18 protein-coding genes are annotated in these 21,270 nt (G+C 65.2%); 14 read left to right on the forward strand and 4 right to left on the reverse strand.

Features of this window, described 5'->3' with window-relative positions:
• Positions 1-56: 56 nt before the first annotated feature.
• The 4 genes from argB to coaBC all read right to left on the reverse strand — a co-directional run bounded on the left by argB (position 57) and on the right by coaBC (position 5,312).
• Positions 57-959, reverse strand: a complete 903-nt coding sequence (gene argB, locus APT59_RS21605; RefSeq protein WP_059316719.1) for an acetylglutamate kinase — start codon at positions 957-959, stop codon at positions 57-59.
• 74 nt (positions 960-1,033) lie between these two features.
• The gene (gene algC / locus APT59_RS22645) at positions 1,034-2,428 is read right to left on the reverse strand and encodes a phosphomannomutase/phosphoglucomutase (protein WP_217266002.1); all 1,395 of its coding nucleotides are present in this window, start codon (positions 2,426-2,428) and stop codon (positions 1,034-1,036) included.
• A 1,212-nt stretch (positions 2,429-3,640) separates the two neighbouring features.
• The gene (dut, locus tag APT59_RS21615) at positions 3,641-4,096 is read right to left on the reverse strand and encodes a dUTP diphosphatase (RefSeq protein WP_059316721.1); all 456 of its coding nucleotides are present in this window, start codon (positions 4,094-4,096) and stop codon (positions 3,641-3,643) included.
• Positions 4,089-5,312 (reverse strand): bifunctional phosphopantothenoylcysteine decarboxylase/phosphopantothenate--cysteine ligase CoaBC, encoded by a 1,224-nt coding sequence (gene coaBC, locus APT59_RS21620; RefSeq protein WP_059316722.1) that lies wholly within the window; start codon positions 5,310-5,312, stop codon positions 4,089-4,091. Before coaBC ends, dut begins: the two co-directional genes overlap by 8 nt.
• Before the next feature lie 136 nt (positions 5,313-5,448).
• Between coaBC and radC the strand changes: the two genes are divergently transcribed.
• The 14 genes from radC to icmH all read left to right on the forward strand — a co-directional run bounded on the left by radC (position 5,449) and on the right by icmH (position 21,259).
• Entirely contained in the window at positions 5,449-6,123 is a 675-nt protein-coding gene (gene radC / locus APT59_RS21625; protein WP_059316723.1) for a RadC family protein, read from the forward strand.
• 329 nt (positions 6,124-6,452) lie between these two features.
• Complete coding sequence (gene tssA, locus APT59_RS21630) at positions 6,453-7,997, forward strand: type VI secretion system protein TssA (RefSeq protein WP_059316724.1); 1,545 nt, start codon at positions 6,453-6,455, stop codon at positions 7,995-7,997.
• 29 nt (positions 7,998-8,026) lie between these two features.
• Positions 8,027-8,521, forward strand: coding sequence for a type VI secretion system contractile sheath small subunit (gene tssB / locus APT59_RS21635; protein WP_059316725.1), 495 nt, complete (start codon positions 8,027-8,029; stop codon positions 8,519-8,521).
• 14 nt (positions 8,522-8,535) lie between these two features.
• Complete coding sequence (gene tssC / locus APT59_RS21640; RefSeq protein WP_237140553.1) at positions 8,536-10,014, forward strand: type VI secretion system contractile sheath large subunit; 1,479 nt, start codon at positions 8,536-8,538, stop codon at positions 10,012-10,014.
• Positions 10,015-10,020: 6 nt separating this feature from the next.
• Positions 10,021-10,416 carry a type VI secretion system baseplate subunit TssE gene (gene tssE / locus APT59_RS21645; RefSeq protein ID WP_059316727.1) on the forward strand — a complete coding sequence of 132 codons (396 nt, stop codon included), beginning with the start codon at positions 10,021-10,023 and terminating at the stop codon, positions 10,414-10,416.
• Between the two features lie 4 nt (positions 10,417-10,420).
• Positions 10,421-12,205, forward strand: a complete 1,785-nt coding sequence (gene tssF / locus APT59_RS21650; protein WP_059316728.1) for a type VI secretion system baseplate subunit TssF — start codon at positions 10,421-10,423, stop codon at positions 12,203-12,205.
• Positions 12,169-13,179 (forward strand): type VI secretion system baseplate subunit TssG, encoded by a 1,011-nt coding sequence (gene tssG, locus APT59_RS21655; protein ID WP_059316729.1) that lies wholly within the window; start codon positions 12,169-12,171, stop codon positions 13,177-13,179. The genes tssF and tssG overlap by 37 nt, the downstream gene beginning before the upstream one ends.
• 15 nt (positions 13,180-13,194) lie before the next feature.
• On the forward strand, positions 13,195-15,723 hold the full coding sequence (gene tssH, locus APT59_RS21660; protein ID WP_059316730.1) for a type VI secretion system ATPase TssH: 2,529 nt from the start codon (positions 13,195-13,197) through the stop codon (positions 15,721-15,723).
• Positions 15,720-17,219, forward strand: coding sequence for a sigma-54 interaction domain-containing protein (locus tag APT59_RS21665; RefSeq protein ID WP_059316731.1), 1,500 nt, complete (start codon positions 15,720-15,722; stop codon positions 17,217-17,219). The genes tssH and APT59_RS21665 overlap by 4 nt, the downstream gene beginning before the upstream one ends.
• Positions 17,220-17,228: 9 nt before the next feature.
• On the forward strand, positions 17,229-17,357 hold the full coding sequence (locus tag APT59_RS22500; RefSeq protein WP_156428982.1) for a type VI secretion protein: 129 nt from the start codon (positions 17,229-17,231) through the stop codon (positions 17,355-17,357).
• A gap of 14 nt (positions 17,358-17,371) precedes the next feature.
• Positions 17,372-18,562: a type VI secretion system-associated FHA domain protein TagH gene (gene tagH / locus APT59_RS21670; protein WP_059316732.1), complete on the forward strand. Its 1,191-nt coding sequence runs from the start codon at positions 17,372-17,374 to the stop codon at positions 18,560-18,562.
• Between the two features lies 1 nt (position 18,563).
• On the forward strand, positions 18,564-19,034 hold the full coding sequence (gene tssJ, locus APT59_RS21675) for a type VI secretion system lipoprotein TssJ (protein WP_059316733.1): 471 nt from the start codon (positions 18,564-18,566) through the stop codon (positions 19,032-19,034).
• A 3-nt stretch (positions 19,035-19,037) separates the two neighbouring features.
• Positions 19,038-20,369, forward strand: a complete 1,332-nt coding sequence (gene tssK, locus APT59_RS21680; RefSeq protein ID WP_059316734.1) for a type VI secretion system baseplate subunit TssK — start codon at positions 19,038-19,040, stop codon at positions 20,367-20,369.
• A gap of 2 nt (positions 20,370-20,371) precedes the next feature.
• A complete protein-coding gene (icmH, locus tag APT59_RS21685) occupies positions 20,372-21,259 on the forward strand; it encodes a type IVB secretion system protein IcmH/DotU (protein WP_059316735.1) in 888 nt (295 codons plus the stop codon).
• The last annotated feature ends 11 nt before the right edge of the window (positions 21,260-21,270 follow it).

The following is a 21,270-nucleotide window of genomic DNA, read 5'->3' on the forward strand; positions in this document are numbered from 1 at the left end:
GGGCCAGCAATGAAAACGGCGCCCTGGGGCGCCGTTTTCGTCCGACCGCAGCGCGATCAGCGCTTGCGGTTGGAGATCAGGGTACCGACGCCGACGTCGGTGAAGATTTCCAGCAGCACCGCGTTGGGCACCCGGCCATCGATGATGTGGGCGCTCTCTACGCCCCCCTGCACCGCTTCCAGCGCACAGCGGATCTTTGGCAGCATGCCGCCGTAGATGGTGCCGTCGGCGATCAGTGAATCGACCTGCTCGGTGGACAGCCCGGTGAGCACCTGGCCCTGCTTGTCCATCAGGCCGGCGATGTTGGTCAGCAGCATCAGCTTCTCGGCCTTGAGCGCCTCGGCCACCTTGCCCGCCACCAGGTCGGCGTTGATATTGTAGGACTCGCCGTCCGGACCCACGCCGATAGGCGCGATGACCGGGATGAAATCGCCCCGCACCAGCATGTTGATCAGGTCGACGTTGACCCCGGTGACCTCGCCCACATGGCCGATGTCGATGATCTCGGGCTTGGTCATCTCCGGCGTCTGCCGGCTGACCTTGAGCTTGGTGGCGCGGATCAGACCCGCGTCCTTGCCGGTCAGGCCGATGGCCTTGCCGCCATGGCGGTTGATCAGGTTGACGATGTCCTTGTTGACCTGGCCACCGAGCACCATTTCCACCACATCCATGGTCTGGGCATCGGTGACGCGCATGCCGTCGATGAAGTGGCTTTCAATGGACAGGCGCTTGAGCAGGTCGCCGATCTGCGGACCGCCGCCGTGCACCACCACCGGGTTGATGCCCACCGCCTTCATCAGCACGATGTCACGGGCGAAACCGGCCTTGAGCTCGTCGCTCTCCATGGCGTTGCCGCCGTACTTGATCACCAGCGTCTTGCCGACGAACCGGCGGATATAGGGCAGCGCCTCGGACAGCACCTCGGCGACGTGCGAGGCATCCTCGCGGCTCAGGGTCATGGCTCACCTCTCAAGGTCGACAAAGAAAAGACAAAGGGCGCCTAGGCGCCCTCTGTGCTACCGCTGACCTGAGGTCAGAACGGCAGGTTCAGATCCGGCTGCACCGCCAGCAACTGCTTGCGGAACACCGTCTTGATGCGCTCCAGCTCCTCGAGGGTTTCCGCCTCGAAACGCAGCACCAGCACCGGCGTGGTGTTGGATGCACGCACCAGGCCCCAACCGTGCTGGTAATCGACGCGGACGCCGTCCAGGGTGGTGATCTGGGCATCGCCCCACTGGGCGTCGCGCTGCAGGGTTTCGATGATGCCGAACTTGTTCTCTTCGGTCACCTGGATATTGATCTCCGGGGTGGAGATGTCTACCGGGAAGGTATCGAACACCTGTTGGGCGCTGCTCTTCTCCTGGCTGAGGATCTCCAGCAGACGCACGGCGCTGTAGATGCCGTCGTCGAAACCGAACCAGCGCTCCTTGAAGAACACGTGGCCGCTCATCTCGCCGGCCAGCAGGGCGCCGGTTTCCTTCATCTTCTTCTTGATCAGCGAGTGGCCGGTCTTCCACATGATGGGACGACCGCCGTAGCCGGCGATGAGGTTGTTCAGGCGACGGGTGCATTTGACGTCGAAGATGATGTCGGCGCCCGGGTTGCGGGAGACCACGTCCTTGGCGAACAGCATCAGCAGCTGGTCGGGGTAGATGATCTTGCCTTCGTTGGTCACCACGCCCACGCGGTCGCCGTCGCCATCAAAGGCCAGGCCCAGGTCGGCGCCGGTTTCCTTGACCTTGGCGATCAGATCTTCCAGGTTCTCGGGCTTACCCGGATCCGGATGGTGGTTGGGGAAGTTGCCATCCACCTCGCAGAACAGCGGGATGACCTCACAGCCCAGGGATTCGATCAGCTGGGGTGCATTGACCGCGGCGACACCGTTGCCGGCGTCCACCACGACCTTGAGCTTCTTGGCCAGCACCACGTCGTTGCGGATGTAGTCGGCGTAGCTCTTGAGCACGTCGACCTGCTTGATCTGGCCCTGGCCGCTGGCTACTTCGCCGGTCTCGATGCGCTCGCGCAGACGCTGGATGGATTCGTTAGCCAGGGTCTCGCCAGCGATGACGATCTTGAAGCCGTTGTAGTCCGGCGGGTTGTGGCTGCCGGTCAGCATGACGCCGGACTTGCCTTCGAGCACGTTGGCTGCGTAGTAGAGCACCGGGGTCGGCACCATGCCGACATCGCTGACATTGGCGCCGCTATCGGCCACGCCCTTGATCAGTTGGGCGACCAGTTCGGGGCCGGACAGACGGCCATCACGGCCGACGGCCACGTTGGGCTCGCCACGCGCCAGGCTCTCCGAGCCGATGGCGCGCCCGATCCAGTAGGCGGCTTCGGCAGTCAGGGAGTCACCCACCACGCCACGGATGTCGTAGGCGCGGAAGATGCTGGCGTTGAGTTGGGGGGCTTGCGGGGTAGTGCTCATTGGGGGTTTCTCCAATCCCAGGAGATCCTGGTCTTCGTCGAGGATACTGATATCGAGGATGTCGGTGGTCTGGAACAGCGGCTCGCTCTGCTGAGCGCGGCCTCTGTCGGCAAACTCCGCCAGGGTCTTGGCCACGGCATCACTAGGTGCTGCGGCGTAGAGGTCCGGCGACGACCCGGCCGATCGGTTGGCCAATCGGGCCGTCGACTTGGCCACGGGTTCCATTACCGCCAGGCGCAAGGTCGGGCTTTTGGCTATCTGATTCGATTCAAGTTCCTCGGCATAGGCCGTCAGACTGCGGACGTCGTCACGTAGCCGCCGTGACAGCTCCCGGGAAAACAGCCAAAAGCCCGCCAGCAGGCCGAACAGCGCCAGCAGCAGCGCCACCAGGGGAATGCCCACCGGGGTGTCGGCGCCCGCCTCGGCGGCGGGTGCCAGTTCCAGCGTCCAGAGCGGGCTACCGGTGGCGAGCCGGCGCATCAGTGCCGGATCACCGGGGGTACCGCCACTGGCCAGCACCTGCACGCCACCACCGGGAAACTGCTGCAGCAGGCGCCACTGACCAACCGTCGCCGGCGGCGTGGCCCAGCCCTGCAGGACGGCCGGGAGTTCTTCCACCAGCACGGCGCTGCCCAGCAGTTGATCGCCACGGCGAATGGGCTGGGCACTGTAGACCAGCCAGCGGTCGCCCACACGATAGGCTTCCGGCGGCGTGCGCTGGCCGCTTTCCAGGCGCTTGAGCAAGTCGAGCGCGGCATAGTTGAGGGGACCGGGACGGTCGTCTTCGATCTGGCGCATGCCGGCCGGCACCACCAGGACGTCGACCACTCCCAGTCGCTGGCGCAGCTGGCTTTCCGCCGCCGCGCGCGCCGCAGGGTCATCGCCCTGGAGCGCCTGCAGCACCAGGGCATCCCCGGCGACACCCTGCAGCCGTCGCGTCAGACCGACCAGCAGCTGATTGAGGGAGGTGGCCTGGGCCTGCAGGGCCTGATCCGCCTGCTGCTCCTGATTGCGTGCGCCCTGCGGCTGCAACACCAGGAACCACAGCAGCATCGCGGCCAGCAGCAGGCCGGCGAGTGCCAGCAGCAGACCCGCGCCCATGCCGGGCAATGCAGCGACCCGAGGGGCCGTCTTGCGCACATCCTTGCCGTTCTTGCCCCTTGCCATGCCGTTCTTCTCCTTTATGTCACGGCGCGTCTTGCGTATCTGGCGTCAGCGGGTACCGGAGTGCCCGAAGCCGCCGGTACCACGTTCGGTCTCGGTAAAGCTCTCGACGATGTCGAAGTGCGCCTGCACCACAGGTACGAGCATCAGCTGGGCGATACGTTCGCCGATGCTCACGGTGAAGGTGGTCTGGCCGCGATTCCAGCAGGAGACCATGAGTTCGCCCTGGTAGTCCGAGTCGATCAGGCCGACCAGATTGCCCAGCACGATGCCGTGCTTATGGCCCAGCCCCGAGCGCGGCAGGATCAGCGCCGCCAGCGACGGATCGGCGACATGGATGGCGAGCCCCGTGGGGATCAGCGCGGTCTGGCCCGGCTCCAGCACCAGTTCCTCCTGCAGCATGGCGCGCAGGTCGAGGCCGGCCGAACCGGGCGTGGCGTAGGACGGCAGCGGGAAATCGCGCCCCAGGCGCGGGTCGAGGATCTTGGCTTGAAGGCTATGCATGAGTCTGAGCGGTGTCTTTGAGGTGGGTGGAAATCAGGGCGATGAGCTGGCGGGCGATCTTGCTCTTGCTGGTCTGCTCGAAGCGGATCTCGTGCAGGCCACGGTCGATCACGGTGACCGCATTGTCTTGGCTGTTGAAGCCGATGGCCGGATTGGCCACGTCGTTGGCGACGATGAGGTCGAGATTCTTGTCGCGCAGCTTGCGCTGGGCGTACTCCAGCAGGTTCTGGGTTTCCGCGGCAAAGCCGACGCTGAAGGGCCGATCCGGGCGCCCCGCCAGGGTGGCGAGGATGTCTGGGTTGCGCACCAGCTCCAGCAGCAGGCCGTCGCCACGGGTGGGGTCCTTCTTCAGCTTATGCGGCGCGATGACCTCGGGGCGATAGTCCGCCACCGCCGCCGAGGCGATGAGCACGTCGCAGGGCATTAGCGCCTCGCAGGCCGCCAGCATGTCGCGGGCGCTGATCACGTCGATGCGCTCGACGCGATCGGGCGTCGGCAAATGCACGGGGCCACTCACCAGGCTGACGCGGGCGCCCGCCTCCGCCGCCGCTTCCGCCAGGGCGAAGCCCATGCGGCCGGAGCTGTGGTTGGTGATGTAGCGCACCGGGTCGATGTTTTCCTGGGTCGGGCCGGCGGTGATGACCACATGGCGACCGGTCAGGTCCAGGCGCTGGAAGCAGTCGGCGGCGAGCTGGGCCAGGTCGGTGGCTTCCAGCATCCGGCCGGGGCCGACGTCGCCACAGGCCTGGCTGCCACTGGCCGGGCCGAACAGCGCGATACCGCGGCGGCGCAGGAGCTCGGCATTGGCCTGGGTGGCCGGATCGCGCCACATGGCCTGGTTCATGGCTGGTGCCAGGGCAACCCGGGCATCGGTGGCCAGCACCAGGGTGGTGAGCAGATCGTCCGCCATGCCCTGGGCCAGGCGCGCCATCACATCGGCGGTGGCCGGCGCGACCAGCACCAGATCGGCCCAGCGGGCCAGCTCGATGTGACCCATGGCCGCTTCGGCGGCCGGATCCAGCAGATCCAGGTGCACCGGCAGCCCGGACAGTGCCTGGAGGGTCAGCGGCGTGATGAATTCGCGCCCGCCGCGGGTCAGTACCACCCGCACCTCGGCGCCCTGATCCTTGAGGCGGCGCACCAGCTCGGCGCTCTTGTAAGCGGCGATGCCACCTCCGACGCCCAGCACGATGCGTTTACGATGGAGCCGCTGCATATAGCCTTTCCGTTCTCGAACCGTCTAGAACGGGCATCGCACGGCCAATCGAGGCCTGCGCGCACCCGCGAATGATCCGGTTAAGATAGCACAGCGCCTGCAGGACGCAGACGCCCCGCCAGACAGGGAGCGCCCCATGAGCATCAAGGATTGGCCGGCCCAGGAGCGGCCGCGGGAAAAACTGCTGGAACAGGGCGCCCAGGCCCTCACCGACGCTGAGCTACTGGCGATTTTTTTACGCACCGGTGTGGCCGGCAAAAGCGCCGTGGACCTCGCCCGCCAGCTGCTCGGGGAATTCGGCAGCCTGAGAGCCCTGCTGGAAGCCGACCTCGCCGCCTTCAGCGCCCACCTCGGCCTCGGTCCGGCCAAGTACAGCCAGCTGCAGGCGGTGCTGGAAATGGGCCGCCGCCACCTCGCCGAAGGCCTCAAGCGCGACTCGGCGCTGGAAAGCCCCCAGCAGGTCCGCGACTATCTCAAGGCGCGCCTGCGCCACGAACCCCACGAAGTCTTCGGCTGCCTGTTCCTCGACACCCGCCACCGGGTACTGGCCTTCGAGGCGCTGTTCCACGGCACCATCGACGGCGCCAGCGTCTACCCCCGCCAGGTGGTCAAGCGCGCCCTCGCCCACAACGCCGCCGCCGTCATCCTCACACACAACCACCCTTCCGGCATCGCCGAACCCAGCCAGGCCGACCGTCTGCTCACTACACGCCTGAAGGATGCGCTGGCATTGGTCGATGTGCGGGTGCTGGATCATTTCATCGTTGGGGATGGAGAGCCCTTGTCGATGGCGGAATATGGGTGGCTTTGACGACTTACTATTTTCCCTCAACCAAACGCCATACTTTCAAATGTCAAAACCATAACTTTTGCAAGACTGACAGCAGCTGTCACTTCTCTGGGTTTGATTAGGACAATTTTTGTCACCCCATTAAATAAGCTTATTTTTTAGTGCGCGCTTAGCGATAAAAATCAGCTATAGATCACATATTTTTGCTACCAAAGCCCAAGGAACCGCTCTAGGATGGGCGTCTCAAACATTCTGTGCCACTAGCTACCCAGTATTGGGCGAAAACTACTCCGGTGGTTTTCGCCCGAAGAAGTTCAAGGATTAGAACTTCAACACCCACGAGGTCATGGATGACTTTATTATCTTCGCTCGCCCACAATTATATAGCGGTCATCGATCAACCCATTGAAGCCAACAACTTCGCTGGCGAAGATTGCCGCTATAGTCCTGAGTTCGAGCGACTCGAAGCGGTCTGTCAGGATACCCAGGCGCTGCATCGCGACATCACCCCGGACTGGGCCGCTACCGTCGAACAGGCGACGGTCTTTCTGCGTGAACACTCCAAGGATCTGCGCGTCGCCGTCTGGCTGACCTGGGCGCTGCAACGCACCCAAAGCTGGACTGGTCTGGAAGCAGGTCTGGCCCAGCTCGAACGTCTGCTGGAGCGCCATTGGGAAGCCTTGCATCCCCGCAAGGAGCGCACTCGCGCGGCAGCCCTCGGTTGGCTACAGACACGTCTGGAGAGGCTGTTCGATACCGCCACCCTGAATGCACTCGAGACCTCTTGGCTGCAGACCTTCAGCACCCAGCTCGATCAGCTGGAAACGCTGCTGCAGTCCCGGCTGGACGAGATAGCGCCGCTGTTGCTGCCCCTGATTCGGCGGTTGGACGAGCAGCTGCGGCGGCAGGCTCAATCCAGCGCACCGGCTGAATCGACCAAAACCGATACCCCGTCCACCGCAAACGTATCCACTCCGATAGCCCCAGGTCCGCTCGAATCGGACAAGGATGCCCATCGCCTCCTGCGCCAGCTCCAGGAAGGCGCCCGCAACCTGAATGGCTGGTGGCTGGGCCAGCGCGCCGGTGATCACCGTGCCCTGCGGCTGAATCGCGCCCTGCTGTGGAGCGGTATCGATAGCCTGCCCGCTCACGACGCCCAGGGTGTCACTGGCTTGCGTGGCCTGCCAGCTGATCGCCTGAGGCTCTTTCAAGAGCGTCAGGCGGCCGGCGACGTCGTGGTGCTGCTTGGCGAGCTGGAGGCCAGCCTGGCGCGCGCACCCTTCTGGCTGGATGGTCAGCGCCTGGCCTGGGAATGCCTGCAGAGTCTAGGCGCCACGGGTGCCTGCCGGGAAATCGAGTGGCCGCTGGTGCTGCTTCTGGAGCGACTGCCAGGCATCGAAGCCCTGGCCTTTCACGACGGCCAGCCCTTTGCCGATGCCCAGACCCGGCTCTGGCTGTCCGGTCTGGTGACGGCGACCGCGCCCGCGGCGCAACCTGTAGCCGCACCAGGCGAAGCGAATCGGGACGCCTGCGCGGAAGCCCTCGCCGAAGCCCTGGCGGAGTGGCGCAGCAACGGACTCAGAAGCGCCGTGCGTGGCCTTCAGCACAACAGCCGTCAGGCCCAGGGCGAGCGCCAGCGTCTGCTCTGGGACCTGGCCAGCGTCCAGTTGCTGATCCAGGCTCGCCAATTCGAATTGGCACAGCTCCAGCTCGCCGCACTGGATGCCGAACACGGCGCCTTGCTGGCGCGCTGGGAGCCACAGCTGGCCTTGGAGATCCTCCAGGCGCGCCGCCAGTGCCTGGAAGCCCTACCCGTCACCGCTGATAGCCGGGCGCAATTGCAACAGCTGCGTCCGCGACTCTGCCGCCTCGATCTCGAAGCGGCGCTCGACTGAGGCCCGCCCTCACCTACAAGGAGAAACACATGGCCAAAGAAGGCTCGGTTGCCCTGAAAGAACGCATCAACGTCACGGTTCGTCCCGCCAGCGGCGGTGCCGAAGAAGAACTGGAACTGCCCCTCAAGCTCATGGTGCTGGGCGACTTCACCCAGCGCGCCGACGACCGCAAGTTGGAGGACCGCAAGCTGGTGGCCGTGGACAAGGACAACTTCGACGAGGTCATGGCCAAGCAGCAGCTGGGCCTGACCCTGGCCGTGCCCAATCGCCTGCAGGACGGCAGCGAAGAGGATCTGGCCGTACGGCTCGACCTCAAGGCGATGGCCGACTTCAGTCCGGCGCGCCTGGTGCAACAGGTCCCCGAACTCAAGCAACTGATGGATCTGCGCGACGCTCTGGTCGCCCTCAAGGGTCCGCTTGGCAATGCCCCGGCCTTCCGCAAGGCCATCGAACAGGTGCTGGCCGATCCGGTCGCCCGGGAGACGGTGCTCGGCGAACTCGGCTTGCCGAATCAAGACCTCTGATCAGGATGACCACCATGACCGATACCCTGCTCCAGCAGCATCCTGCCCACAGCGCCGCAGACAGCGGCATTCTCGATCGCATCATCGCCGAGACCCGCCTGGCGCCCCATGACGAAGGCTATGGCGTAGCCAGGCGCGGCATCTCCGCCTTCATCGAGGAATTGCTCAAGCCGCACAATGCCCAGCAGCCGGTAAAGAAGGCGCTGGTCGACCGGATGATCGCGGAGATCGACGAGAAGCTCAGCCGGCAGGTCGACGAGATCCTGCACCACGAAGCGTTCCAGTCCCTGGAAGCCGCCTGGCGCGGCCTGCGTCTACTGGTGGACCGTACCGACTTCCGCGAAAACAACCGGATCGAGATGCTCAGCGTTTCCAAGCAGGATCTGCTGGAAGATTTCGAGGACTCCCCGGACATCGTCCAGTCAGGCCTCTACAAGCACGTCTACACGGCCGAATTCGGTCAGTTCGGCGGCGAGCCGGTCGGCGCTATCATCGCCAACTACGACTTCGACCCCACCGCGCCGGACATTCGCACCCTGCAACAGGTGGCGGCGGTCTCGGCCATGGCCCATGCGCCCTTCATTGCTGCGGCCGGGCCACGCTTCTTCGGCCTGGAAAGCTTTACCGGTCTGCCCGACCTGAAGGATCTCAAGGATCACTTCGATGGTCCGCAATTCGCCAAGTGGCAGAGTTTCCGGGAGCAGGAAGACGCCCGGTATATCGGCCTGACCCTGCCACGCTTTCTGCTGCGGACGCCCTATGATCCGGAGGAGAATCCGGTCAAGACCTTCGCCTATCGCGAGAACGTCAGTCAGAGCCACGGCCATTATCTCTGGGGCAATACCGCCTACGCCTTCGCCACCCGCCTGACCCACAGCTTCGCCAAGTACCGCTGGTGCCCGAACATCGTTGGCCCCCAAAGCGGCGGCGCCGTCGAGGACCTGCCGCTGCATCACTTCGAGAGCATGGGTGAGATCGAGACCAAGATCCCTACCGAGGTGTTGATTTCCGATCGCCGCGAATACGAACTGGCCGATGCCGGCTTCATTGCCCTGACCATGCGCAAGGGCAGCGACAACGCCGCCTTCTTCTCCGCCTGCTCGACGCAGAAGCCCAAGGTCTACGGTAATAGCGAAGAAGGTCGCGCCGCCGAGCTGAACTACAAGCTTGGCACCCAGTTGCCCTATCTGTTCATCGTCAGCCGCCTGGCGCACTACCTGAAAGTACTGCAGCGCGAGCAACTGGGCGGCACCAAGGAACGTACCGATCTCGAACTGGAACTCAACAAATGGATCCGCCAGTTCGTTGCCGACCAGGAGAATCCCAGCGCCGAGGTGCGCGGGCGCCGACCGTTGCGCTCAGCCAGCATTCGCGTCAGCGATGTCGAGGGCAACCCGGGCTGGTTCCGCGTGGGTCTGAGTGTGCGGCCGCACTTCAAGTATCAGGGCGCCGATTTCACCCTGTCGCTGGTCGGCAAGCTGGACAAGGAGTAACGGGCCATGAGCCACGGCAGTCTGTTCGAACGCCTGGCCGGCACGCGCGCCCAGGGTTCGCCCTTCGAAGCCCTGAGCACCTCGGTAGCCGGGCACCTGGCGAAGATGCTCAGTACTCGTGCCGGCAGCGTACCAATTCAGGCCGATTACGGACTGCCCGATCTCAACGACCTGCGGCTGTCGCTGCACGATTCGCTACAGCGGGCATGCCTGGCCATCGAGCATTTCGTCGCCGCCTATGAGCCACGCTTGTCCGAGGTGAAGGTCCTGCCCTTGCCGCGGGAAGGCACCACCCTGGCCTTTGCACTGGAAGGCCAGCTCGAACTTGACGGCCAGCGTCGTCCCATCCGTTTCACCGCCAGCCTGGATGGCAGCGGTCAGGTCAGGGTCAATCAGGGATAGGTCCATGTCCTTCAATCACTACTACCAGAGCGAACTGGCGGAATTGCGCCAGTTGGGGGCACGCTTCGCCGAGCGTAATCCTGCCCTCGCGCCCTTCCTTAGCCAGGGTGGCCAGGATCCAGATGTCGAGCGGCTGTTGGAGGGCTTCGCCTTTCTCACTGGTCGGCTACGACAAAAGCTCGACGACGAACTGCCAGAGCTGACCCATTCGCTGCTCAATTTGCTCTGGCCGCATTACCTCAGGCCACTACCGAGCTGCGCCATCCTTGAATTCGAGTCGCTGCCTGCACCTGGCGTAGCAGTCGCGGTTCCACGTGGAACGGAAGTGGAATCCAGACCGCTGGATGAGGTGAGCTGCCGCTTTCGTACCTGCTTCGGCATCGACATCCAGCCGCTACGGGTGGATGAATTGAGCTTTGCTCAGCAAGGCGCAGGCGCGTGCATGACGCTACGCTTGGGAATCACCGGCAGTGGCACCCTGGAAGACCTGGATCTGTGTCAGCTGCCACTGCACTTGGCTGGTGACCGTACGCTCAGCCAAGATCTTTATCTTGCACTGCTGCACAACCTGGCCGGCTTGACCCTGGTTCCCGTGGACGCTGCGGGCCAACCGCTGACCGATGAGCACGGTCGCGAGCGTGCCCTGTCGCTCGCCATCGACCAGATTCAACCCCTGGGTTTCGGTGAAGAAGAGGCACTCCTGCCCTATCCGCCCAATGCCTTCCGCGGCTATCGGCACCTACAGGAATACTTCGCCTTCCCGGAGAAATTCCTCTTTGTCTCGATTCAGGGGCTCACGGTACTACGCACGCTGCCGGACAGCGTGCGTCGCCAAGCACAGGGCCTGACGTTGCGCTTCGATATCACCCGAATCGCCCGGCAACCGCGCCTGCCCACGCGTGACAATCTTCGGCTGCACTGCGTACCGGTGGTCAATCTGTTCCGTCATGATGCCCTGCCGATTCGGCTCGACGGCAAGCGGGACGAATACCCACTGTTCCCGGCTGGCCATGGCCGCGAGCATCTGGGCGTCTTTGCCGTGGAGCGGGTGACCGGCTGGCAACCAGGCGGCCTGGGCCATCGTGACTATCTACCCTTCGAATCCTTCGCCCATGACCTGAGCTTTGGTGGCCAGAAGCGTCGACCGCACTATGCGGTGCGCCAGCGCACCGCGCTGCTGCACAGCGGCATCGATACCTACCTGGCCTTTGGTGAGGCAAGCGCCGACCAGGACACCCTGTCCATCGAGCTGACCTGCACCAACCAGAACCTGCCTCAGCGGCTGCGCGCCGGCGACCTTTGCCTGCCCACCGAGAGCACCCCGGGCGGCCTGGTCTTTCGCAACCTGGCCAGGCCGACCGCCAGTCACGCGCCGGTGCTGTCCGGCGACCGACTGTGGCAGCTGGTCTCCAACCTGTCGCTCAACTATCTGTCGCTCACCGACGTGGCGGCGCTGCGCACGGTGCTGGCCAGTTACGACCTGCCCCGCCAGCACGACCGCCAGGCCGAGCGCGTCAGCCGCCAGCGCCTAGCCGCACTGCGGAGCATCAGCCATCGCCCGGTGGATCGTCTCTACCGGGGCCTGCCGATCCGCGGCATAGCCACCCAGTTGGACATGGATGCCAGTGGCTTTCGCAGCGAAGGCGAGCTGTACCTGTTCGCCAGCGTGCTCAACGAGTTCTTCGCGCTCTACGCCAGCCTGAACTCCTTCCATCAACTCAGCGTTCGCAGCCTGCAGGGAGAGGTGTATCTATGGACACCGCGCATGGGTCAGCAGCCGCTGATCTGAATCGCTCAGCCCTGTGCCGCGACATTCGCGAGTACTCGCTGTTCCAGGGTATCGGGCAGGTGCTTGGACAGTTGCAGCGCCTGGCGCCAGCGCTCACTGAAGACCAGCTCTATGAGCGTCTGGAGTTCCATGGCAATCCCAGCCTGGCCTTTCCCGGCAGCGATATCGAACGCCTGGAGTTCATCGAGGCGGCCGACGGCCTACGCGCACGCCTGCAACTCAACCTAGTCGCGCTGATGGGCAGCGGTTCGCCGCTGCCCGCCTTCTACAGCGAGCAGGCACTCGGCGATGGTGAGCCGGGTCGCACCACCCGCGACTTTCTTGATCTGTTCAACCATCGGCTGCATCGCCTGCTGCTACCGATCTGGCGCAAATACCGCTATCACGCCCGCTTTCGCGAAGCCGCGCGCGACGAGTTGTCCGCTCGGCTGTTCAGTCTCATCGGCTTGGGCGACAGCAGTCTGCGCCAGGCGCCGGAACTGAACTGGAAGCGCCTGCTGCCCTATCTCGGCCTGCTCAGTCTCAAGGTGCATTCGGCGGCACTTATCGAGGCCGTGCTGCGCTACTACTTCGAGCAGCACGCGCTGCACCTGGAGCAATGCCTGGAGCGCACGGTAACCATTCCCGCCGAGCAGCACTCACGCCTGGGCCAAGCCACTGCCCGACTCGGCCAGACCGGGGTCTTGGGTGTGCAGGTGCGTGATCGCGGTGGCAAGTTCCGTCTGCACCTGCTCGAGCTGGACTGGAACGCCTTTCATGCCTTCCTGCCCGCCGGCGCCCACTACACCGCCTTGCGCGCCCTGCTGCGCTTCATCCTGCGCGACCCGCTGGACCATGACCTCTGCCTGCACCTGCGCCGGGATGCGCTGCAGGAATGGCGCCTGGATGACGCCAGCCCCTGCCGGTTGGGTTGGACCACCTGGCTCGGCCTCGGCCACGCCAAGGGTCAGGTCACCCTGGCCTGCAACCGTTAATCAAGGACGATCGACATGCTCACTCTGGACCTGCAACACCTCATCAACAGCCTGTCCGCTGCGACACGGCAGGACCTGGAACAGGCGGCGCAACGCTGTGTTCACCGAGGCGGTCGACAGATCCTCGTCGAAGACCTGCTGGCCGTGCTGCTGGAGTCCCGTGACGGTCTACTCGATCGCGCCCTGAGCGCTGCCGACGTCGACCTCGCGGACTTCGCCGCTGCCTTGCAACTTCGCCCGGGCAATGGTGAAGGGGGCGATCCGGTATTCGCCCCTGAGCTCCTGTTGTGGTTGCAGGATGCCGTACTACTTGCCCGTCTTGAGCTGGAGCAGCCGGAGGTTGGCGCCGCCGCTCTGCTGCTGGCCCTGCTGCGGCATCCCGAACGCCACCTGGGGACTCGCTATGGTCGCCTGCTGGAGCAGGTGGACGCCGCACAACTCCTGGACTTCGTCAAAACGCAGCTACCAGCGACGGCGCCGCTCACCGGTGAGTCGCCGCTGAGCCGTTTCACCCATGATCTCAGCGCGCAGGCCCGTGCCGGTCACATAGATCCGGTGCTAGGGCGCGAGGCGGAGATTCGCCAGCTGGTGGATATCCTCTCGCGGCGGCGCAAGAACAATCCCATCGTGGTGGGCGAAGCCGGAGTCGGCAAGACCGCCATCGTCGAGGGGCTGGCGCTGCGCATCGCGGCCGGCGAAGTGCCCGACAGCCTGCGACGGGTGGAGGTACGTACTCTCGATCTCGGCCTGCTCCAGGCCGGCGCCAGCGTCAAGGGCGAGTTCGAGCGCCGCTTGCAGGGCGTGCTCGAGGCTGTACGCCAGGCGCCGCAACAGATCATCCTGTTCATCGATGAGGCCCATACCCTGATCGGCGCCGGCGGCCAAAGCGGTGGCTCGGACGCGGCCAATTTGCTGAAACCGGCCCTGGCCCGGGGCGAATTGCGCACCATCGCCGCCACCACCTGGGGCGAGTACAGGAAGTACTTCGAAAAGGATCCAGCCCTGGCGCGGCGCTTTCAACCGGTGAAGCTGGATGAGCTCGACATTGCCGCCGCCATCACCGCCCTGCGCGGCCTGGCGCCTACCTATGCGGCCAGCCACGGCGTCTATCTGCGTGACGATGCCGTGGTCGCCGCTGCCGAACTGGCTGCTCGCTATCTCAGCGATCGCCAGTTGCCGGACAAGGCGGTGGACGTACTCGACACCTGCTGCGCCCGTGTCCGTATCAGCCTGTCCAGTCCACCCGCAGCGCTGGAAGAATCACGCGCCCGCCTGGCGGCTACCGAGCGCGCCCTCGACGCGCTCCAGCGCGATACCGGTCACGATCTGCCCGTCGAGCCCGCCACCCTGGAGCACCTTATTGCCACGCTGGAGCGTGAGCGTCTGGCAGCTGCAGCCCTGCAAGCCGAGTGGGAACGCCAGAAGACGCTGGCAGAACGCATCCTGGCGCTGCGCGCTACTGGTACCCGCGAAGAACTGGCCGCTACCCAGGCCGAACTGGAAAGCTTGCAGCGGCAGGGTCAGCGCCTGGTCAGTCTGGAGGTCTGCCCGCAGCTGGTCGCAGAGGTGATAGGAGACTGGACCGGCCTTCCGGTCGACCAGCTCGCCCGCCGTCATGATCAGCGTCTTGCCAGCTTCGCCAGCGACCTGCGTGGGCGCCTGCGCGGCCAGGAGCAGGCGGTGGTCGCGCTGGATCGCGCCCTGCGCGCCGCCGCAGCTGGTCTCAACGCGCCCGAGGCACCCGTCGGCGTCTTCCTGCTGGTCGGACCCAGTGGCGTCGGCAAGACCGAAACCGCCCTGGCCCTGGCCGACCTGCTCTATGGCGGCGAGCGCTTTCTCACCACCCTCAACCTGTCGGAGTTCGCCGAGAAGCACAGCGTGTCACGCCTGATCGGTGCTCCGCCCGGCTATGTCGGCTATGGCGAAGGCGGCCTGCTCACCGAAGCCGTCCGTCGTCAGCCCTATTCGGTGGTCTTGCTGGATGAGGTGGAAAAGGCTGATCCCGAGGTACTCAACCTCTTCTATCAGATCTTCGACCGCGGCCAGGCCACCGACAGCGAAGGCCGTCAGATCGACTTCCGCAACGTGCTCTTCCTGCTCACCTCCAACCTGGCCAGCGCCGAGATCCAGCGGCTGTGCGCGAGCGGGCGGCCAGATGTGGCTAGCCTTACCGAAAGCATCCGCCCCATCCTGACACACCATTTCAAGCCGGCGCTGCTGGCACGCCTGCGTGTGGTGCCCTACTACCCGCTGGACACCGACCAGTTGCGCGAACTGGTGGTACAGAAACTGGCGCGGGTCGGTCTACGCCTGGCTGCACGGCGCGTCGCCTTCAGCTATGCTCCGGCACTGCTGGACGACCTGGCGACGCGTTGCCAGGATGATGACAGCGGCGCCCGCCGGATCGATCTGTTGCTGGAGCAGCGGGTACTGCCGCCGTTGACTGATCGTCTGCTCGAGGCTTTGGCCCTGGGGCGGACCCTGCGCCAGCTGCACCTCGACATCACTCCCGAAGGCGAGCTGCAGTGCGAGGTGGCGGCATGAACTTGCCCAGCGCCCCGGACGCCGTCCTGCCGCTGTTCCTCGAACTGGCACAACTCGATGATCCCACGTCGCTCGCAACGGCCCTGGTCGACGGTATCTGCCGGCTGAGCCGCCTCGACCTGGTGCAGTACTACCGCCTCGACGCCACCCATACTCAATTGGTAAGGCTCGCCCAGAGCCTGGATGGCACCGCCGCCCTGACCGGCGAAGCGCTGCCTCTGGAACAGGAAAGCCTGCTGCAGTACTGCCTGACACAGAATCGCAGTCTGCACCTGCGCGAACTGGATCCACTGCTACACGCCTCCGCCTTCCTGCCCGGCGAAGGCTGGCGCAGTCTTGGCTGCCTTCCCTTGAGCGGTCCTACCGGCCACGTCGAGGGCTTGCTGGTGCAGGCCAGTCGCACCACTCGATTGCTGGAAGACCATGCCGAACTCCTGACGGCGCTCGGCCGCTTCGCCCTGGCGCAGAGCCAGCTGCTGGAGCGGGCCCAGGCGGCGCCCATGACGAGCGCCGCAGCGCTACCCGTTACAGCGGCTGCGACAGCCGATGGCTTCGGCATGATCGGCAACGGCGACGCCATGCGGCAGGTCCATCGGCTGATCGGCAAGATACTGCATACCTCCATCACCGTGCTGCTGACCGGCGAGACCGGAACCGGCAAGGAGCTGGTGGCCCGAGCCATCCACGAGCGTGGCTCGCGCCGCACCCAGCCCTTCGTGGTACAGAACTGCGCCGCCCTGCCCGAGCACCTTCTGGAAAGCGAACTCTTCGGCTACCGCAAGGGTGCCTTTACCGGTGCCGAGCGCGACCGCACCGGCCTCTTCGATGCAGCCAATGGCGGCACCCTGTTTCTCGACGAGATAGGCGACATGCCGCTGGCCCTGCAGGCCAAGCTCCTGCGCGTGTTGCAGGAAGGCGAGGTGCGGCCGCTGGGCAGCACCGAGACCCACCGAGTGGATGTTCGCATCATCGCGGCTACCCATCGCCATCTGCTGCGCCTGGTCGAACAGGGGACCTTCCGTGAAGACCTCTACTATCGCCTGACCCACTTTCCTATCCAGCTGCCACCCCTGCGCGAGCGGGGTGAAGACCTGCCGCTGCTGGCCCGGCATTTCGCCGACCAGGCCTGCGCCTGCCTGCAGCGCTCGCGCTGCCGCTGGTCCAGCGCGGCCCTGGACCTGCTGGTGGGCCACGCCTTTCCGGGCAACGTTCGCGAACTCAAGGGCCTGGTGGAGCGCGCCGTCCTGCTCTGCGAAGGCAACGAGTTGTTGCCAGAGCACTTCGCCATTCGCCCCACCACGCTCGGCGCGGGTACCAGCAGCCTGACCTTGCGTGAGCGCCTGGATCAGCTCGAACGCGGCCTGCTGGTGGACTGCCTGCGCAAGAACCGTGGCAACCAGACCCAGGCTGCCCAAGAGCTGGGACTGCCGCGCCGCACCCTGCTCTATCGCCTGCAGCGACTGAGCATCCGCAGTGCCGACCTGCAACTTTCCTGAGGGATCGCCATGTCTTCGCCACTTCGCCTACTGCTGCTTATGACCCTGTTGGCCCTGGCAGCCTGCCATTCGACGCCCAAGGACCTGCAGGACTATCGCCCACTGGGCGAGCCCCAGACGCCCCACCGCCTCACCTAGGACAGGACATCACCATGGAACTGGTATTCGATCTGGTCGGCAGCCGGGAGTACACGCCCGGGCTGCTCACCCAAAAGACCTTTCGCCACGTCGGCGGACTTATCGGCCGCAGCGAAGACTGCGACTGGTATCTACCCGATCCGCAGCGGGTGCTGTCCAATCAGCATGCCCGTATCAGCTACAGCGACGGCGACTACTTCCTTACCGACCTGAGTAGCAACGGCATTGCACTTGCCGACGGTCAACGCCTGTCCAAGGGCGAACCCTGGCGTATCCAGCATGGCCAGACCTTCACCTTGGGCAGCTTCGCCCTGGCCGCGCGGCTGATCCGCGATCCGGCCGGCTTCGCCGACGACTTCAAGGTTCCCGCCAGTCCGCATGGCCTCATCCCGGACGATGCCTTTCTCGAACTGGATCCGCTGCAGGCATTGGAACGCCGCGATCCTCACGGCCTCGACGAACTCGCTGGGCTGGACTCCTTCACCAGCGACAGCACCCGCAGCGACTATGCCCGGGTCGAGCTGGACAGTCTGGGGGTTCCCGCGCTGGTCGAGGATGCCACCCCTCAACAGCAGGAGCGCCCCAGCGTTGCGCCACCCCAGCAGGCACCGGAATTCTGGAAGGCCTTCGGCGAGGCGCTGGGGCTGGAGCTTGCTGAGCTTGGCAAGGACGCGCGCGAAGCCCTGGCGGTCAAGGTCGCTCATTTGCTGCGCCTGGCCACCCAGGGCCTGCACGGCGGCCTGCGGACCCGCAACGAGACGCGCAATGAATTGCGCCTGCCACTCACCACGGTACAGAACAGTGGCAACAATCCCCTCACGTTTGCCGCTGACGGCGATGCGGCCCTGCGGCAGCTGCTACGTCCGGACGTAGCCGGCCAGCTGCCGGCGGATCAGGCACTGCTCCGCGCCTGTCGGGAACTGCAGGCCCATCAGGTCGGACTGGTAGCGGCCAGTCGTCAGGCGGTGCTGGCCACGCTCGATCAGTTGGCCCCCGAACAGTGCGCAGCCCGCTTGGAACGCGACGGCCGGCGCCTGCGCTGGGGCCGTGACGCCAAGCTCTGGCGTGCCTGGCAGCGCCAGTATCACGACCTGCGCCAGGACGACGACTGGCGCGAGCGGCTGTTCGCCAAGGACTTCGCCCAGGCCTACACCGACCAGGTCCGTCTCATCGCCACTCTTCAACCCACCCAGCAAGGACGCTGACATGACCACCCTATTGCGCCTTGGCGCGCTCTGCCTGGCCCTGCTGCTGGGCGCCTGCACCAGCCAGACAGCCCCGGCACCGACCCGTCTCGACCTGATTCTGAGCGGCGCTGACGATCTCAATCCTGATCTGAATGGGCGGCCCTCGCCGCTGGTGGTTCGCCTGATCGAACTGAAGAAGCCGGTCAGCTTCGAGAACGCCGATTTTTTTGCGCTCTATGAAAACGCCAAGCAGACCCTTGCCCCGGACTGGGTCGCCGAGGAGGAGATTGAACTGCGGCCCGGCGAGGCGCGGCAACTCAAGCTCAGGGTGCAAGACGACAGTTGCTACATCGGCATCTACGGCGCCTATCGCAACCTGAGCGGCACTCAGTGGCGCCAGGTCATCCAGCTCAAGCCCAATGCCCTGGCCCAGCTTCGTCTGAAGTTTATGGCCGACGGTATCCAGGCCGATCCGGCTGGCAAGGAGTAGGCCATGCAACAGCTCAAGGTGATCTGGCAGGAAGGCATGCTGCTGCGGCCGCAGCATTTCCAACAGAGCGACCGCTATCACGCCCAGCAACTGCAGACCCGCACCCGCCGTCTCGGCGAGCCCGCCTGGGGCTTCTTCGAGCTGAACCTCGACCGCCAGTTCCTCGCCATGGGCAAGGTGGTGGTCAACCAGGCCAGCGGCATCCTGCCCGATGGCAGCCTGTTCGAACTGGGTGCCGAAGGCGAGCCCCTAGCCCTCGATGTACCCGCCACTACTCGAGACAGTGCGGTCTGGCTGGCACTGCCGCTGAGCAGTGGCCAGCGCGTGGAAAGCCGTTCGCTCGACCAGGACGACGTCATCGCCCGCTATCTGAGCATCGATAGCGAGATCGTCGATTCCCATGCTGGCTTTGGCGAGACCGGGGCGGTCAGCTGCGGTCGTCCCGATTTCCGCCTGCTGCTCGACGACCACCCACGCCTGGACGCCTATGTTCGTCTGCAGGTCTGCCAGCTGCTGGAGACAGCGCCAGACGGCAGCCTGGAATTGGATACCTCCTTCAGCCCCAGCGTCATCCAGGTGCGGGCCGCAGAATTCTTGCTGGCAGGCCTCAAGGAGATCGTCACCCTGCTCGCCCATCGTGGCGAGGTGCTGGCGCAACGGCTACGCCAGGCCGGCAGCCTGGGCACGGCGGAAATCGGTGACTTCCTGCTGCTGCAACTGGTCAATCGCCACGAGGCGGTCCTGCGGCACTGCCTGGAGTACGAGCAACTGCATCCGCGCAGCCTCTTTCGCGAATTGCTTGCCCTGCATGGCGAGCTGGCCACCTTCGCGACCGCCAACAAGCGCCCCGATCTGGATCTGCACTATCGCCACGCCGATCAGGCGGGCTGCTTCGCACCGCTGTTCCAGGCCCTGCGTCAGGCGCTGTCCATGGTGCTCGAACAGCACGCCCTGCCGCTGCCCCTGCAACAGCGTCAGTACGGCATCCAGGTCGCACCGCTGCAAGACCATGGCCTCTTGGCCAACGCCAGTTTCGTGCTGATCGCCGGCGCCGAGTGCAGCACCGAGGAACTGCGTCAGCGCCTGCCAGCGCACCTCAAGGTCGGCCCCGTGGAGCGTATCCGCCAGCTGGTCAACCTGCATCTGCCAGGGCTGGCACTCAAGCCTCTACCCGTCGCACCGCGCCAACTGCCCTTCCACACCGACAAGGCCTATTTCGCCCTCGAACTCAACGCTACCGACATCGCCCAGCTCGAGCAGTCCGGCGGCTTCGCCTTCCATGTATCCGGCACCTTCCCGGGCCTCGATCTCGCCTTCTGGGCGATCAGGAGCTAAGCATGCATACCTCAACCGACTATGGTCGGGACGACAGGACCGTGGTGCTCAGCCGCCATAGCCAGGGCCCGGCCGCCCCGCGCAGCCCGCTCACCGATTTCGCCGAACCCCCGCGCTACGCCCAGCTCGAAGAACGCATGGTCCAGGCCGCCCGGCTGCGGCCAGGCGAGACGCTGAATCCGAGCATCAACGCCATGGTAGGGGCGGCCGCCCCCCTGCTATCGGAGGTAGTGCGTCTGCGTCAGAGCTATGCCGCAGAAGACCTGCACGTCCTCAAGGAGCGCCTGGCCGCCAGCCTGCGCCTGTTCGAACAGCGCGCCCTGGCTGATGGACTGGACAGCGGCGAGGTCATGGCTGCGCGCTATGCCCTCTGTACCACGGTCGACGAGGCGGTGGTCACCACCCCTTGGGGCAATGCCGGCGACTGGTCGCAGTTCAGCCTGCTGAGCAGCTTTCACAACGAGACCTTTGGCGGCGAGAAGTTCTTCCTGCTGCTCGAACGCCTCAGTCGCAATCCGGCCAAGCACCTCGCGCTGCTGGAATTGCTCTACCTCTGCCTGGCCCTGGGCTTCGAAGGCAAATACCGCGTCCTGCCGCGCGGCATGGTCGAGCTGGAGGCCATCCGCGACGGCCTCTATCGGCAGCTCCGCCAGCTGCGTGGCGATGTTCCACGCGAATTGTCGCCGCACTGGCAGGGACTGGATGCCCGACCGCGGCGACTGATACGGCTGGTGCCCTGGTGGCTGGTCGGCCTCTTCACCCTGATCTGCCTGAGCAGCCTCTACGGCGGCTTCCGCCTGGTGCTGGAGCAGCAGCGCGACGGCCTGCTGGAGGGCTATCCCGGTCGCCCTGCCGTCGCCGCGCCTGCGGCCCTCCCCTCCACAATCTGATACGGAGCGCA

Origin of the sequence: Pseudomonas oryzihabitans, assembly GCF_001518815.1 — a bacterium.
Lineage (GTDB): Bacteria > Pseudomonadota > Gammaproteobacteria > Pseudomonadales > Pseudomonadaceae > Chryseomonas > Chryseomonas oryzihabitans_E.

Coding starts and splice junctions, on each gene's coding strand:
- algC (WP_217266002.1), bottom strand. CDS start 2,428: ATGAGCACTACCCCGCAAGCCCCCCAACTCAACGCCAGCATCTTCCGC.
- tagH (WP_059316732.1), top strand. CDS start 17,372: ATGGAACTGGTATTCGATCTGGTCGGCAGCCGGGAGTACACGCCCGGG.
- tssC (WP_237140553.1), top strand. CDS start 8,536: ATGACCGATACCCTGCTCCAGCAGCATCCTGCCCACAGCGCCGCAGAC.
- APT59_RS21665 (WP_059316731.1), top strand. CDS start 15,720: ATGAACTTGCCCAGCGCCCCGGACGCCGTCCTGCCGCTGTTCCTCGAA.
- icmH (WP_059316735.1), top strand. CDS start 20,372: ATGCATACCTCAACCGACTATGGTCGGGACGACAGGACCGTGGTGCTC.
- tssE (WP_059316727.1), top strand. CDS start 10,021: ATGAGCCACGGCAGTCTGTTCGAACGCCTGGCCGGCACGCGCGCCCAG.
- APT59_RS22500 (WP_156428982.1), top strand. CDS start 17,229: ATGTCTTCGCCACTTCGCCTACTGCTGCTTATGACCCTGTTGGCCCTG.
- tssB (WP_059316725.1), top strand. CDS start 8,027: ATGGCCAAAGAAGGCTCGGTTGCCCTGAAAGAACGCATCAACGTCACG.
- tssG (WP_059316729.1), top strand. CDS start 12,169: ATGGACACCGCGCATGGGTCAGCAGCCGCTGATCTGAATCGCTCAGCC.
- dut (WP_059316721.1), bottom strand. CDS start 4,096: ATGCATAGCCTTCAAGCCAAGATCCTCGACCCGCGCCTGGGGCGCGAT.
- tssA (WP_059316724.1), top strand. CDS start 6,453: ATGACTTTATTATCTTCGCTCGCCCACAATTATATAGCGGTCATCGAT.
- tssH (WP_059316730.1), top strand. CDS start 13,195: ATGCTCACTCTGGACCTGCAACACCTCATCAACAGCCTGTCCGCTGCG.
- tssJ (WP_059316733.1), top strand. CDS start 18,564: ATGACCACCCTATTGCGCCTTGGCGCGCTCTGCCTGGCCCTGCTGCTG.
- radC (WP_059316723.1), top strand. CDS start 5,449: ATGAGCATCAAGGATTGGCCGGCCCAGGAGCGGCCGCGGGAAAAACTG.
- tssF (WP_059316728.1), top strand. CDS start 10,421: ATGTCCTTCAATCACTACTACCAGAGCGAACTGGCGGAATTGCGCCAG.
- tssK (WP_059316734.1), top strand. CDS start 19,038: ATGCAACAGCTCAAGGTGATCTGGCAGGAAGGCATGCTGCTGCGGCCG.
- argB (WP_059316719.1), bottom strand. CDS start 959: ATGACCCTGAGCCGCGAGGATGCCTCGCACGTCGCCGAGGTGCTGTCC.
- coaBC (WP_059316722.1), bottom strand. CDS start 5,312: ATGCAGCGGCTCCATCGTAAACGCATCGTGCTGGGCGTCGGAGGTGGC.